We start from the raw sequence: 12,692 nt of genomic DNA on the forward strand, positions 1-12,692 counted from the left end.
GGAGGGTTCTCTGAGGTCCGGCCGGTACGACGGCAGCCTCAAAGGAGCCGGACCTCTGAGAAGCCGGATTGAACGAAACCGCGGGACGCAGACGAGGTCTATGGGGATTTGGCCGTGGCGGTGGGTGCGCCGGGCGGCTGGGGCGGTGAGATGACGGCCGAGGGGGCGTTCACGGGCGCGGCGGCCAGGACCAAAATTGCGGCGGCGGTTGCCGTGAGGTGCCGATCGGCGGCAATCGCGCTGACCATGATGGGCGCCAGGACACGATGTGGGCGACCGAGCGCGATGCCGACGGCCAGCGTCGGTGCGAGCACGGTTCCCAAGAGCAGGCACGGTACGGCGGTCATGACGTGTCGATCCGGTAGGCGGCATGGCCGGCCGGTGATCGAGGGATGGCGCCGAGCGGCGCCATAGTGCCGCCGCAGCATGGGCAGCGGCGGAGGTCGTGGCCGGTGAGGCGGTGATGGCGGTCGCGGTAGTCGTCGGGCGTCCCCGCCGTGACCGTTGCCGGCGCCGGCACGGCCAGCAGGCGACGGCAGTTTTCCAGCTTGGCCGCCCGCTGGCCGTTGGCGAGGAATCCGTAATGACGGATGCGGTGGAAGCCGTCGGGCAAGACGTGGAGCAGGAAGCGGCGGATGAATTCGCCGGGCTGCAGCGTCATCACCTTCTGCTTGTCGTGATGACGATAGTCTTTCCAGCGGAAACGGACCGAGCCGTCCGCGATCTCGACCAGGCGGCTGTTGGCGATGGCAACGCGGTGGGTGTAGCGGCCGAGATAGGCCAGCACCTGCTCGGGGCCGCCGAATGGGCGTTTGGCGTAGACCACCCAGTCGGTTTTGCGCAGCGGCGCCAGATGGCGGGCAAAGGCGGCCGGCTCGGCGAGGGCTGCGAGGTCGGAGAAGAAGGCGAGCTTGCCCGCCAGGAACGCCGCCGTCATTTGGGCCAGAAACAAGCGGCGGAACAACCGGGACAGCACACGCACCGGCAGGAAGAAGCCCGGACGGCAGGCGACCCAGCGGCTTCCGTCCGGCGACAGGCCGCCGGCCGGCACCACGCAATGGAGATGGGGATGGTGCTGGAGCGCCTGTCCCCAGGTGTGCAGCACGGCGACGAAACCGGGTTCGGCGCCGAGATGCCTGGGATCGGCGGCGATGGTGCGCAGTGTCTCGGCTGTCGCCTTGAACAGGATGTCGTAGACCACCGCCTTGTTGTGGAAGGCAATGGCGGCGATCTCGGCCGGCACGGTGAAGACGACGTGGAAGTATGGCACCGGCAGCAACTCGGCTTGGCGGTCGGCCAGCCACTGGGCGCGTGCCAGCCCCTGGCATTTGGGACAATGCCGGTTGCGGCAGGAATTGTAGGCGATGCGCACCAGCCCGCACGCACCACAGGACTCGCTATGGCCGCCCAATTGCGCCGTTCGGCAAGCCTCGATGGCGGCCATCACCCGGCGGCGGCCGCGGTCGAGATGTCCATCCTGGGCAGCCCGCCATGCACTGCCGAAGCGGCGGAACACGTCCGCCACCTCCAGTCCCCCGGCCATGGCTGCCATCTCAGGACGGCGGCACCACCATCAGGTCGAGGCCGTCGAGTGGGCTGGTCGTCTTGGCGATCATTGCGTTGGAGACCTGGGTGTAGCGGGCCGTGGTCGACAGATTGTTGTGGCCGAGCAGCACCTGAATGATGCGGATGTCGGTGCCCGCTTCCAGCAGATGGGTGGCAAAGCTGTGGCGCAGGGTATGAACGGTGACGCACTTGTCGATCCCGGCGGCGGCACAGGCCGAGCGGCACGCGCAATTCAGCACATTCGGCTCGATCGGCTTGTCCTCGCGGCCGGGAAACAGCCAATGCCCGGGCCGCGCCAGCCGCCAATAGGTGCGCAGGATGCCGAGCAACTGCGCCGACAACATGACGTAGCGGTCCTTGCGCCCCTTGCCCTGCTCGACCCGGATCACCATCCGGCCGCTGTCGATGTCGGCCAGCTTGAGCGCCACCACCTCTGATACTCGCAGCCCGGCGGCATAGGCCGTGGTCAGCGCCGTGCGGTTCTTCAGGCTGGGCACCGCCTCCAGGAAGCGCACCACCTCGTCGGCGCTCAATACTACTGGCAACCGCCGCGGCTGGCGGGCATAGGTGATCCGCTCCGGGGTCTCGGGGCACCGCAGCGTCACCCCGTAGAAGAACCGCAGCGCCGCCACAAACTGGTTGAGGCTGGCCCACGAAATCCCCTGCGACACCAAGTGGACCTGCCACGTGCGCACGTCTTCAAGGTCGAGCCGATCCGGCGATCGATTGAAGAAGCGGCTGAACTTCGAAACCGCATGAAGGTAGGATCGTTGCGTCGCCGGCGAAAGATTGCGGACCGTCATGTCCTCGATCATGCGGCGACGCAAAGGGCTCAATTCGGCCATCGGGGGCCTCCTGTCTGTAGGGGGGGGCGTGGAAAACCAACCTTCTCAGACAGGAGCCTTCGCCGTCCCCTCAGGCTCCAATACCGCGCCAGCGGTTTCGTTCAATCCCCTGCGATTCCGTTAGATCGCGAACCGCTCTAGGCATACAGTAACCGTATCAATCGAAATCAACCGGAATTGGGGGTGTTTGGAGACCGCAGCCTGGGGTACGGCAACAGAGTTACCTCCAAACGGTTGTCAAATAGATGGAGTTTGAATCCGAGTTTGTATGTGTCCCCCCAACTTGTTGGTTTTTCTATTATTTCGGGCGATCTTTCCCTCTTGCGTTTGTAAAATTACTAGAGCAAGTATTGGGCGCTTCATGGATCAGAGGGAAACATGCCGCGCAGAAAGGCAAATCGGGGTCGCACACCAGCCGGGGCACCCAATCCGATTGATGTCCATGTCGGGTCACGCATGCGCCTGCGCCGGACGTTACTGGGACTCAGCCAGGAAAAGCTTGGTGAGTTGATCGGACTTACCTTCCAGCAGGTGCAGAAATACGAACGCGGCGCCAACCGGATCAGCTGTTCGCGTCTGTTCGATTTGTCCCGATCCCTGGAAGTGCCGATTTCCTACTTCTTCGACGACATGGCCGAAGAGACCAAGGGCCTGTCGCCGGTGCAGATGGTGCGCGAGCCCCCCAAGGAGGAGCCGCCGGCCGCCGAGGCCGATCCGCGCCTGCGCCGCGAGACCCTGGAACTGGTGCGTAATTACTACAGCATCACCGATCCCGACGTGCGCCGCCGGATCTACGATCTGGCCAAGGCCCTGTCCGACCGCGGCGGCGACGAGGACTAGGAGACCGGACCGCGTTGATCGGAACCGATCAACGCCTCCCGCCGGATCGAACGGCATGGCCCCCCGGATCCGGCAGATCAGCGATGAGGTCCCTCATCTCGGATCGGTACGAGCCTCAGCCGCCGCCCGCCGTGTCGCGGATGGGCAGCGGATAGACGGCCCGGGGCGGCAGGCGATGGATCAGCACCGCCACCGCCACCAGGGTCAGCGCTCCGATCAGGACCGGCATGAACAGGAAGCCCCAGCCGGGATGGGTCATCATGACCACCAGCGGGTCGGCCCCAGCCGGCGGATGGGTCAGGCGCAGCCCGGCCAGCACCACCATCACCACCGCCACCGACAGGACCATGCTGATCCAGCCGCCCGGCAGGAAGTGGTCGAACAGCAACCCGATGAAGGTGGCGATCAGATGGCTGCCGATCACGCTGGACGGCTGCGACAGGGGCGAGTCGGGCATACCGAACACCAGCACCGCCGAAGCCCCCAGCGGCGCCGCCAGCATGGGCGCCCCCGTCACCTGATCCAGCATCGCCACCGTACTGAGCGCCAGCACGACACCTAGCCCGGCCTTGGTCCAGGACGGCAGGCACTGACGCGACTGATGACGATGGATGAAGCGACGGGGCATGGGGGCTCCTCTTGATAGCCTCGGTAAAGCGGGGCGAAAATACATCTTTGTGCCCGGGACCTTCCATGATGAGGGTCAAGGATGCTGTCGATTCCATGCATGGGAGAGTTGAGGGATGCTCGAACGCCTGTTCCGCCTGTCCGAGCACCGGACCGATCCCCGGACCGAGATGGTGGCCGGGGCCACCACCTTCCTGACCATGGCCTACATCATCTTCGTCAATCCGGCCATGCTGGCGGAAACCGGCATGGACAAGGGCGCGGTGTTCGTCGCCACCTGCCTGGCCGCCGCGCTGGGCAGCGCCGCCATGGGTCTGCTGGCCAATTATCCCATCGCGCTGGCGCCCGGCATGGGGCTCAACGCCTATTTCACCTACGGGGTGGTGATCGGCATGGGGGTGCCCTGGCCGGTGGCGCTGGGCGCGGTGTTCGTATCCGGCGTGCTGTTCCTGGTCCTGGCGGTGACGAAGGTGCGCGAAGCCATCATCAACGCCGTGCCGCAATCCCTGAAGCTGGCCATCTCGGCCGGCATCGGCCTGTTCCTCGGCCTGATCAGTTTCGAGAACGCCGGGCTGATCGAGGGCCACAAGGCCACCCTGATCACGCTCGGCCATCTCAACCGGCCCGAGCCGCTGCTGGCGGCGGCCGGCTTCGCGGTGATGGTCGGGCTGGAGGCCCGCCGGGTGCCCGGCGCCATCATGATCGGCATCTTAGGCACGGCGGCGGCGGGCATGGCGCTCGGCGTCACGCCCTTCGGCGGCATCGCCGCCTGGCCCCCCTCCATCGCGCCGACCTTCCTGAAGATGGATGTGGCGGGCGCACTGAACCTGGGGCTGGTGACCATCGTCTTCGCCCTGCTGTTCGTCGACCTGTTCGACAATGCCGGCACCCTGATCGGTCTGGCCCACCGGGCCGGCATGCTGGACGCCAACGGCCGGCTGCCCCGCCTGGGCCGCGCGCTCGTCGCCGATTCGCTGGCCGCCATGGCGGGCGGCGCGCTGGGGACGTCCACCACCACCAGCTATATCGAAAGCGCGTCGGGCATCAATGCCGGGGGACGCACCGGGCTGGCGGCGGTGGTGACGGGGCTCCTGTTCGTCGCCGCCCTGTTCCTGGCCCCCCTGGCGGCGGCCATTCCCGCCTACGCCACCGCACCCGCCTTGCTGTTCGTCGCCTGCCTGATGGCCCGCGCCCTGGCCGACATCGCCTGGGACGACATCACCGAGGCGGTGCCCGCCTTGGTCACCGCCATCGCCATGCCCTTCACCTTCTCCATCGCCCACGGCATCGCGTTCGGCTTCATCACCTATGCGGCGGTCAAGCTGCTGGGCGGCAGGGCGCGCGACGTCGGCCCGGCGGTCTGGGCGCTGGCCGGGGCCTTCGTGCTGAAATTCATGTTGCTGGGGAGCGTTTAGGGGAAAGACCCCGATTATTCATAGGACACGGATGGACGCGGAAACGGCGCTGACGCGCCGTCACGGATGAATGGGATTATTTCAAATCCGTGTTCATCCGCGATGCCGCTCCGCGGCCTTCCGTGTTCATCCGTGTGAAATGACCGGACGTAAGCCGTCCCGGATCACCCGGCCTTGATCAGCGTTCCCACGCCGTGGGGGGTGAACAGTTCCAGCAGGATGGCGTGGGGCACGCGGCCGTCCAGGATGACGGCGCCGTCCACACCCTGGCGCACGGCGTCCAGGCAGGTCTCCACCTTGGGGATCATGCCGCCCGAGATGGTGCCGTCGGCGATATAGGCCTTCACCTGGGCCTCGGTCATCTCGGGGATCAGGTTGCCGGCCTTGTCCAGCACCCCGGCCACGTCGGTCAGCATCAACAGGCGCTTGGCGTTGGTGGCGCCGGCGATGGCCCCGGCCGCCGTGTCGGCGTTGATGTTGTAGGTCTCGCCCGCCCCGCCCATGCCGACGGGGGCGATCACCGGAATGGTGTCGGACTTCTTGAACTGGTCGAGGATGTGGGGGTTGATCTCGGCCGGCTCGCCGACGAAGCCCAGGTCCAGCACCTTTTCGATGTTGGAATCCGGGTCCTTCTTGGTGCGGCGCAGCTTGCGGGCGCGGATCAGGTGGCCGTCCTTGCCCGACAGACCCACGGCGAAGCCGCCGGCCTCGTTGATGGCCGAGACGATCTGCTTGTTGATCTTGCCGGCCAGGATCATCTCCACCACCTCGACGGTGGCCTCGTCGGTGAAGCGCAGGCCGTCGACGCGCGGCGTCTGGATGTCGAGCCGCTTCAGCATGGCGTCGATCTGCGGCCCGCCGCCATGGACCACCACCGGGTTGATGCCCACCTGCTTCAGCAGCACCACGTCGCGGGCGAAGAGGCGCGCCAGATCGTCGGATTCCATGGCGTGGCCGCCGAACTTGATGACCAGCGTCTCGTCGTTGAACTGGCGCATGAAGGGCAGCGCCTCGGACAGGGTCTTGGCGCGGTCCAGCCAGGACTTGCGGTCGTGCAGGATGTCGGCGGTGGAATCGGTGCTCATGGCGACACGCTCCTCAGGCGAGAGAGGCCAGCTCGGCGCGCAATTCGGGGATGCCGGTCCCCTTTTCCGAACTGGTGACGATCAGGGTGGGATGGGCGGCGACGCGGGACTTGATCTCTTCCAGGGTGCGGGCCTGGACGGAGTCCAGCTCGGCGGCCTTCAGCTTGTCGGCCTTGGTCAGCACCACCTGGTAGACCACGGCGGCCTTATCCAGCATCTTCATCATGTCGCGGTCGCTGTCCTTCAGGCCATGGCGGGAATCCACCAGCACCATGGTCCGGCGCAGCACCGAGCGGCCCTTGAGGAAGCCGTTGACCAGCCGGGTCCATTTCTCCACCACCCCCTTGGGGGCCTGGGCGAAGCCGTAGCCCGGCATGTCCACCAGCACCAGCCGTCCGCCCAGATTGAAGAAGTTCAGCTCCTGGGTGCGGCCCGGCGTGTTGGAGGTGCGCGCCAGGGTGTTGCGGCCGGTCAGCGCGTTGATCAGCGAGGACTTGCCCACGTTGGAGCGCCCGGCGAAGGCCACCTCGGTCAGGGTGGCTTCGGGCAGGTGGTCCAGGCCGGACGCGCCCTGCATGAAGGTGCATTCGCGCGCGAACAGAAGACGGCCGGCTTCAAGGAAGCCGGCCTTCTCCGCATCGTCGCTGGTGAGAGAGTCGCTCAGGGCTCTACTCCTCGGCCTTCTTCATGATCACCCATTGCTGCAGGATCGACAGCGCGTTGCTCCACGCCCAGTAGATCACCAGGCCCGAGGCGAAATTGGCCAGCAGGAAGGTGAAGACGATCGGCAGGAAGCTCATCATCTTGGCCTGCACCGGGTCGGTGGGCTGGGGATTGAGCTTCTGCTGCAGCCACATGGTGACGCCCATGATCAGCGGCCAGACGCCCAGATGCATGAAGGTGGGCGGCGTCCAGGGGATCATGCCAAACAGGGTGAAGATGTTGGTGGGATCCTGGGCCGACAGGTCGCTGATCCAGCCGTAGAACGGCGCGTGCCGCATCTCGATGGTGACGAACAGCACCTTGTACAGCGCGAAGAACACCGGGATCTGCACCATGATGGGCAGGCAGCCCGAGACCGGATTGACCTTCTCGGCCTTGTACAGCGCCATCATCTCCTGCTGCAGGCGCATCTTGTCGTCGGCGTAGCGGGCCTGCAGCTCGGCGACGCGGGGCTGCAGCTTCTTCATCTTGCCCATGGCCACGTAGGACTTGTTGGCCAGCGGGAACATGGCGAGCTTGAGCACCACGGTCAGCGCCAGGATGGCGAGGCCCATGTTGCCCAGCGCGGTGTGCAGCATCTGCAGCAGATAGAAGAACGGCTTGGTCAGGAAGTAGAACCAGCCGAAATCGATGGCGAGGTCGAAGCGGTCGATGCCCAGCTTCTCGGCATAGCCGTCCAGCAGGCTGACCTGCTTGGCCCCGGTGAACAGGTGGAAGCCGGCTTCCTCGGACTTGCCGGGCTCGACCATGCGGGCCGAGGCCAGGTAATCCACCTGATAGCGGTCGGCATTCCCTAAGCGCTGATGGACGAAGCGGCCGGTGATCTCGGTCTTGGCCGGCGGCACCAGGGCGGTCAGCCAGTACTTGTCGGTGATGCCGGCCCAGCCGCCGGTGGTCTTGTGCCGGGCCGATCCCTCCTTGCGCAGGTCGTCGTACTTCATCTCCTTCAAGGTGCCGTCGAACACGCCGAGCGGACCTTCATGAAGGATGTACATGCCCGCCACATGGGGGGTGCCGGTGCGGGCCAGCAGGGCATAGGGATGGAGCGCCGCGGCCTTGGTGCCGTAATTCTCCACCCGCTGGCTGACGCCGAACATGTAGTTCTCGTCCACGGTGTAGGTGCGCACGAAACGCAGGCCTTCGCCGTTGTCCCAGGTCAGAACCAGCGGCGAAGCGGGAGTCAGCGGGCCGTCGCCCTGGGCCTGCCACACCGAATCGGGGCCGGGAACCTTGGTGCCGGCCTCGGCGGCGACCCAGCCGAACTCGGCCCAATAGGGCTCGGGCGATTCGGCCGGCGACAGCAGGTTGATCTCGCGCGCGTCGGCGGCGGGCGTCTCGCGGTACTTCACCAGGGTGATGTCGTCGATGCGCGCGCCCGTCAGGGCGATGGAGCCGTGCATGGAAGGGGTCTGGATGGCGATGCGGCGGCTCTTGGCCAGGGCGTCGCCCCGCGACGCGCCGGTCTGGACGGCGGCGGCGGGGGTGCCGGGCACCTGGGCCGGGCTGGCCGCATTGGCCGGGGTGGGCGCATTGGCAGGCGAGGACGCGGTCTTGTTGGCGTCCGCCGATTGGCTCTGGGCCACCGGCTCGGGCTGCTTGCTCGGGAAGAAGTACTGCCAGCCGATCAGGATGGCGACCGAAATGGCGATGGCGACGAAGAGATTGCGCTGGTCGTTCATGTCATCCTATTCCGGCAGTCGCGACGGACGAAGGTGTCCGCATTGATCGGTTTTGGCAGGGGGAACGGGGTCGTAGCCCCCGTCGTTCCAAGGGTGGCAGCGGCATATCCGCTTGACGCCGAGCCACGAGCCGCCGATGGGCCCGTGCGCCTCGATGGCTTGCATGGCGTAGGCGGAGCACGACGGCGTGAACCGGCAGCTGGCCGGCAGCACCGGGCTCAGCAGCAGCTGGTACAGGCGGATCAGGCCGCGCATTCCCAGACCGATGGGGTTCATGCCTCTCCTGGTCGTTACCGGCGTATCGGTGAACCGATCCGCCGTATTGCCCTCAAACGCCGGGCGCTTCGCTAGGCTTTCGCGGCATAAGCCGCGACGGGCCTTGCCCTTGCCGCCTCACCACAGAACTGAAGCCGGTCAGTTCTGTGGTGAGGCGGTATCGGATGCCTCGGCAGCATGCGTCTTTTGCAGCGCGCCGACACGTTTTAACGCCGCCAGCAAATCCTGCAAGAGAAGAGAATATGGCCGCTCCAGCGTCTCCTTGCGGCCGATCACCACGTAATCGACGCCCGCGCTGGCATGGGCCGGAAAAACCTCGGACACCGCCGCCTTGAGCCGACGTCTGGCCCGGTTGCGGCACACCGAATTGCCCACCTTCTTGGAAACGGTGAAGCCGACCCTGAGCGAGTCGGCTTGCATTTCCGTTCCGGGAGCGGGCGCGGCCTGAAGAATCAGGCCCGGCGCCGCCCACTTTCGCCTCAGGGCCGCGACACGCAGGAAATCGGCCCGTTTCTTAAGCCGATTCAGCCGCGCGGCCATGGGGACTTAAGCGGACAGCTTCTTGCGGCCCTGGCGGCGGCGGTTGGCGATGACCTTGCGGCCGCCGACGGTGGCCATACGAGCGCGGAAGCCGTGGCGGCGGGCGCGGACGAGCTTGCTCGGCTGATAGGTACGCTTCACGGGAGGTACTCCAAACTGGAACGGACTTGAAAATGAGCGGACGTGTATAAGCCGGGCGATCCCAAGAGTCAATGCGTGGAGTGCATGGGTTTTAGAACCCCGGCCAAAGGGCTACACTGGGGCGATTTTCCAAGAGGAGCCGCCATGGCCTGGGACCCCGCCATCTATTCCGCCTTCGCCCAGCCGCGCCTGCATCCGGCGCTGGATCTCATGGCCCGCATCGACCTGGCCGACGCGACGCGCGTGGTGGACCTGGGCTGCGGCACCGGCAACGTGACGCGCATCCTGAAGGAGCGCTGGGCGCAAGCCGACGTCATCGGCATCGATTCCTCGCCCGAGATGCTGATGACGGCGCGCGACCACGGGGGCGGGGTGCGCTATCTCCAGGCCGACGCCGGGACCTGGGCGGAAAGCGGCGGCGAGGTGGACATCCTGTTCTCCAACGCCGCCCTGCACTGGCTGGGCGACCACCAGAGCCTGTTCCCCAAGCTGCTGGAGCGCGTCGCGCCGGGCGGCGTGCTGGCGGTGCAGATGCCCCACAACCACTATGCCGCCTCCCACACCGTCATGGCCGAAGCCGCCGCCGCCGGGCCGTGGTCCGAGGTCTTGAGCCCCCTGGCGGCGCGCTTCCCCGTCGGCGAGCCCTCCTTTTATTACGACCTGCTGGCGGGGCACTCCTCCCATGTCGACATCTGGGAGACCGAGTACCTGCACGTGCTGGAAGGCGACAACCCGGTGGTCACCTGGACCAAGGGCACGGCGCTGCGCCCGCTGCTGGACGCGGTGGACGGCGCCTGGGCCACCGGCTTCCTGGCCGAATATTCCAAGCGCATCCAGGCCGCCTACCCGCCGCGCCCCGACGGCAAGACCCTGTTCCCCTTCCGCCGCCTGTTCATGGTGGCGCGGAAGTCCTGACCGCAACCCTTTTATTTCCAAATCAAGGAGAGGTCTGGAGGCATCGCCTCCAGCCGGGGCCGGGGCGGGAGCACCGAAATCACGGCGCCAGATAGCCGCGCCGCACCGCCTCGTCCACCAGGGCGCGGGCATAGGCGCCCAGGCGCTCGGACCCGGCCGCGATACGGGGCGTCAGCTTGTCCACCTTGGCCCGGGTGACGCCGTGGGGCTTCCAGGTGGCGCCCTCGGTCTCGAAATTGTGAAGCAGCGGCTGCAGGCGGTCGAGCGCGTCGGCAAAGCGGGCATCGGCCGTTTCCCTGGCTTCGTATTCCTGCCACAGCGCGGTGTATTCCCCGGCCTGATCGGCGGGCAAAAGGCCGAACAGGCGCGCCGCCGCCTTCCTTTCCCGCTCTTCCTTGTCCTCGTGCCCGGCCTCGTCGTGGATGAAGGTGTCGCCGGCGTCGATCTCGACGATGTCGTGGATCAGCAGCATGCGGGCCGCGCGGGCCACGTCCACCCCCGGATCGGCGTATTCGGCCAGCAAAAAGGCCATGGCGGCGATGTGCCAGGAATGCTCGGCGTCGTTCTCTTGCCTGGACGAATCGGTGAGCAGGGTCTGGCGCAGAACGGTCTTCAGCTTGTCGATCTCGACGATGAAGGCGATCTGGGCGGCCAGGCGGGGATCGGCGAAAGGAATCATGGGGAACTCCGGGGAAGCTCGAAATTGCGAAGGGCGGGAAAGCGCCAGGCCCACACCCCGGCTACGATCAGGCAGCCCAATCCGCCCGCCACCACCGCCGGAACGGTGCCCAGCAAAGCGGCGGCGACGCCCGATTCGAACTCGCCCAGCTCGTTCGAGGCGGTGATGAACACCATGTTGACGGCGCTGACCCGGCCGCGCATGTCGTCGGGCGTGCTGATCTGCACCAATGTCTGGCGCAGCACCACGCTGACCATGTCTGCGGCGCCCAGCACCGCCAGGGCGGCCAGCGACAGGGGAAAGCTGGTGGACAGGCCGAACACCACGGTGCCCAGGCCGAACACCGCCACGGCGATGAACAGCTTGTGGCCGGCATGGCGCTCGGGCGGGCGATGGGCCAGCAGGAAGGCCGACAGCGCCGCGCCCACCGCCGGCGCGCTGCGCAACAGGCCGAGGCCCAGCGGCCCGGTCATCAGGATGTCACGGGCATAGATGGGCAGCAGGGCGGTGGCGCCGCCCAGCAGCACGGCGAACAGATCGAGCGAGATGGAGCCCAGGATCTCGGGCCGGCTTTTGACGAAGCGGATGCCGTCCAGGATGTGGGCCCGCTCGGTCCGCTCGCCCGGCGGCATGGGAGCCAGCAGGAAGGCGGCACTCGCCGCCCCGGCCAGCAGCAGGCCCGAGGTGGCGAACACCACCGCCGGCCCCAGGGCGTAAAGCAGGCCGCCCAGGGCCGGGCCGGCGATGACGCTGACCTGCCACACCGTGGAATTCAGCGCCACGGCGCGGCTGAGCAAGTGGCGGGGCACCAGCCGGGCGGTCATGGATTGTCCCGCCGGCGCCCAGAAGGCCCGCACCGCGCCGAGCACCGCCATGACCGCGAAGATGCCGTGGAGGCTGGGCCGGCCCGAAGCGGTGAGAGCGAGCAGCCCGCCCATGGCCAGCATGGTCAGCAAGGTGGCGGCCAGCAGGATGCGGCGGCGGTCGGCATGGTCGGCCAGATGCCCCCCGGGCAGGGTCAGAGCCAAGGCGGGGACGAATTGGACCAGGCCGACCAGGCCCAGCTGCAGCGGATCTCCCGTCAGGTCGTAGACCAGCCAGCCCACCGCCACCGTGGCGATCTGCTGGGCCAGGGACGACAGCAACCGGGCCGCCAGGAACAGGCGAAAACCGCCCAGCGCCAGGACATCGCGCGCCGTCGCCGTCATGGCGAGGCCGGGGGAGCGGGAAAAGCGGCGGCACGGATCATGGCGGAACCCTATCAGCGGAACGAAAGGAGTCTACTTACCCTTGCCAACCGGGCGCAACCGGTGTAAACGACCCGCTTCCGCGTGGCACCCCTGGAGGCCGCGCTCATATAC

Annotated in this window: 15 protein-coding genes; 3 read left to right on the top strand and 12 right to left on the bottom strand. The window is 67.0% G+C overall.

Going from position 1 to position 12,692, the window contains the following annotated elements; all coding sequences use genetic code 11:
- Positions 1-98: 98 nt before the first annotated feature.
- From XM1_RS03085 to XM1_RS03095, 3 genes are read right to left on the bottom strand one after another with little or no spacing between them, the layout of a single operon-like run.
- Positions 99-347 carry a hypothetical protein gene (locus tag XM1_RS03085; protein ID WP_068428062.1) on the bottom strand — a complete coding sequence of 83 codons (249 nt, stop codon included), beginning with the start codon at positions 345-347 and terminating at the stop codon, positions 99-101.
- Positions 344-1,552 (bottom strand): IS91 family transposase, encoded by a 1,209-nt coding sequence (locus tag XM1_RS03090; protein WP_369815998.1) that lies wholly within the window; start codon positions 1,550-1,552, stop codon positions 344-346. The genes XM1_RS03085 and XM1_RS03090 overlap by 4 nt, the downstream gene beginning before the upstream one ends.
- A 1-nt stretch (position 1,553) precedes the next feature.
- A complete protein-coding gene (locus XM1_RS03095) occupies positions 1,554-2,411 on the bottom strand; it encodes a tyrosine-type recombinase/integrase (RefSeq protein WP_068428055.1) in 858 nt (285 codons plus the stop codon).
- 378 nt (positions 2,412-2,789) lie between these two features.
- Here XM1_RS03095 and XM1_RS03100 point away from each other — a divergent pair, with 378 nt between their 5' ends.
- Positions 2,790-3,251: a helix-turn-helix domain-containing protein gene (locus XM1_RS03100; RefSeq protein WP_156428630.1), complete on the top strand. Its 462-nt coding sequence runs from the start codon at positions 2,790-2,792 to the stop codon at positions 3,249-3,251.
- Between the two features lie 115 nt (positions 3,252-3,366).
- Here XM1_RS03100 and XM1_RS03105 read toward each other — a convergent pair whose 3' ends face one another.
- The gene (locus XM1_RS03105; protein WP_068429529.1) at positions 3,367-3,879 is read right to left on the bottom strand and encodes an HPP family protein; all 513 of its coding nucleotides are present in this window, start codon (positions 3,877-3,879) and stop codon (positions 3,367-3,369) included.
- A gap of 115 nt (positions 3,880-3,994) precedes the next feature.
- Between XM1_RS03105 and XM1_RS03110 the strand changes: the two genes are divergently transcribed.
- On the top strand, positions 3,995-5,293 hold the full coding sequence (locus tag XM1_RS03110; protein WP_068429533.1) for an NCS2 family permease: 1,299 nt from the start codon (positions 3,995-3,997) through the stop codon (positions 5,291-5,293).
- 164 nt (positions 5,294-5,457) lie between these two features.
- Here the strand turns inward: XM1_RS03110 and argB are convergent, their stop codons facing one another.
- The 6 genes from argB to rpmH all read right to left on the bottom strand — a co-directional run bounded on the left by argB (position 5,458) and on the right by rpmH (position 9,737).
- Positions 5,458-6,378, bottom strand: a complete 921-nt coding sequence (argB, locus tag XM1_RS03115; protein WP_068429538.1) for an acetylglutamate kinase — start codon at positions 6,376-6,378, stop codon at positions 5,458-5,460.
- Between the two features lie 13 nt (positions 6,379-6,391).
- A complete protein-coding gene (yihA, locus tag XM1_RS03120; RefSeq protein ID WP_231920678.1) occupies positions 6,392-6,955 on the bottom strand; it encodes a ribosome biogenesis GTP-binding protein YihA/YsxC in 564 nt (187 codons plus the stop codon).
- Positions 6,956-7,046: 91 nt separating this feature from the next.
- A complete protein-coding gene (gene yidC, locus XM1_RS03125) occupies positions 7,047-8,780 on the bottom strand; it encodes a membrane protein insertase YidC (protein WP_068429551.1) in 1,734 nt (577 codons plus the stop codon).
- A gap of 6 nt (positions 8,781-8,786) precedes the next feature.
- Complete coding sequence (gene yidD / locus XM1_RS03130; RefSeq protein WP_068429556.1) at positions 8,787-9,056, bottom strand: membrane protein insertion efficiency factor YidD; 270 nt, start codon at positions 9,054-9,056, stop codon at positions 8,787-8,789.
- Positions 9,057-9,194: 138 nt separating this feature from the next.
- Positions 9,195-9,596: a ribonuclease P protein component gene (gene rnpA / locus XM1_RS03135; RefSeq protein ID WP_068429560.1), complete on the bottom strand. Its 402-nt coding sequence runs from the start codon at positions 9,594-9,596 to the stop codon at positions 9,195-9,197.
- A gap of 6 nt (positions 9,597-9,602) precedes the next feature.
- Positions 9,603-9,737 (bottom strand): 50S ribosomal protein L34, encoded by a 135-nt coding sequence (gene rpmH, locus XM1_RS03140; RefSeq protein WP_008619694.1) that lies wholly within the window; start codon positions 9,735-9,737, stop codon positions 9,603-9,605.
- A gap of 144 nt (positions 9,738-9,881) precedes the next feature.
- Between rpmH and XM1_RS03145 the strand changes: the two genes are divergently transcribed.
- The gene (locus XM1_RS03145; protein WP_068429564.1) at positions 9,882-10,652 is read left to right on the top strand and encodes a methyltransferase domain-containing protein; all 771 of its coding nucleotides are present in this window, start codon (positions 9,882-9,884) and stop codon (positions 10,650-10,652) included.
- Positions 10,653-10,731: 79 nt separating this feature from the next.
- Here XM1_RS03145 and XM1_RS03150 read toward each other — a convergent pair whose 3' ends face one another.
- Both XM1_RS03150 and XM1_RS03155 read right to left on the bottom strand, forming a co-directional pair.
- Positions 10,732-11,331 (bottom strand): HD domain-containing protein, encoded by a 600-nt coding sequence (locus XM1_RS03150; RefSeq protein WP_068429569.1) that lies wholly within the window; start codon positions 11,329-11,331, stop codon positions 10,732-10,734.
- Positions 11,328-12,539: an MFS transporter gene (locus XM1_RS03155; protein WP_068429572.1), complete on the bottom strand. Its 1,212-nt coding sequence runs from the start codon at positions 12,537-12,539 to the stop codon at positions 11,328-11,330. The genes XM1_RS03150 and XM1_RS03155 overlap by 4 nt, the downstream gene beginning before the upstream one ends.
- Positions 12,540-12,692 lie beyond the last annotated feature (153 nt).

The organism is Magnetospirillum sp. XM-1 (assembly GCF_001511835.1).
Lineage (GTDB): Bacteria > Pseudomonadota > Alphaproteobacteria > Rhodospirillales > Magnetospirillaceae > Phaeospirillum.

Bases quoted from the DNA above. Each gene is read 5' to 3' on its own strand.
- rnpA (WP_068429560.1), bottom strand. From the start codon at position 9,596: ATGGCCGCGCGGCTGAATCGGCTTAAGAAACGGGCCGATTTCCTGCGT.
- yidC (WP_068429551.1), bottom strand. From the start codon at position 8,780: ATGAACGACCAGCGCAATCTCTTCGTCGCCATCGCCATTTCGGTCGCC.
- argB (WP_068429538.1), bottom strand. From the start codon at position 6,378: ATGAGCACCGATTCCACCGCCGACATCCTGCACGACCGCAAGTCCTGG.
- yihA (WP_231920678.1), bottom strand. From the start codon at position 6,955: ATGCAGGGCGCGTCCGGCCTGGACCACCTGCCCGAAGCCACCCTGACC.
- XM1_RS03145 (WP_068429564.1), top strand. From the start codon at position 9,882: ATGGCCTGGGACCCCGCCATCTATTCCGCCTTCGCCCAGCCGCGCCTG.
- XM1_RS03110 (WP_068429533.1), top strand. From the start codon at position 3,995: ATGCTCGAACGCCTGTTCCGCCTGTCCGAGCACCGGACCGATCCCCGG.
- XM1_RS03095 (WP_068428055.1), bottom strand. From the start codon at position 2,411: ATGGCCGAATTGAGCCCTTTGCGTCGCCGCATGATCGAGGACATGACG.
- XM1_RS03155 (WP_068429572.1), bottom strand. From the start codon at position 12,539: ATGACGGCGACGGCGCGCGATGTCCTGGCGCTGGGCGGTTTTCGCCTG.
- XM1_RS03100 (WP_156428630.1), top strand. From the start codon at position 2,790: ATGCCGCGCAGAAAGGCAAATCGGGGTCGCACACCAGCCGGGGCACCC.
- XM1_RS03085 (WP_068428062.1), bottom strand. From the start codon at position 347: ATGACCGCCGTACCGTGCCTGCTCTTGGGAACCGTGCTCGCACCGACG.
- XM1_RS03105 (WP_068429529.1), bottom strand. From the start codon at position 3,879: ATGCCCCGTCGCTTCATCCATCGTCATCAGTCGCGTCAGTGCCTGCCG.
- XM1_RS03150 (WP_068429569.1), bottom strand. From the start codon at position 11,331: ATGATTCCTTTCGCCGATCCCCGCCTGGCCGCCCAGATCGCCTTCATC.
- yidD (WP_068429556.1), bottom strand. From the start codon at position 9,056: ATGAACCCCATCGGTCTGGGAATGCGCGGCCTGATCCGCCTGTACCAG.
- XM1_RS03090 (WP_369815998.1), bottom strand. From the start codon at position 1,552: ATGGCAGCCATGGCCGGGGGACTGGAGGTGGCGGACGTGTTCCGCCGC.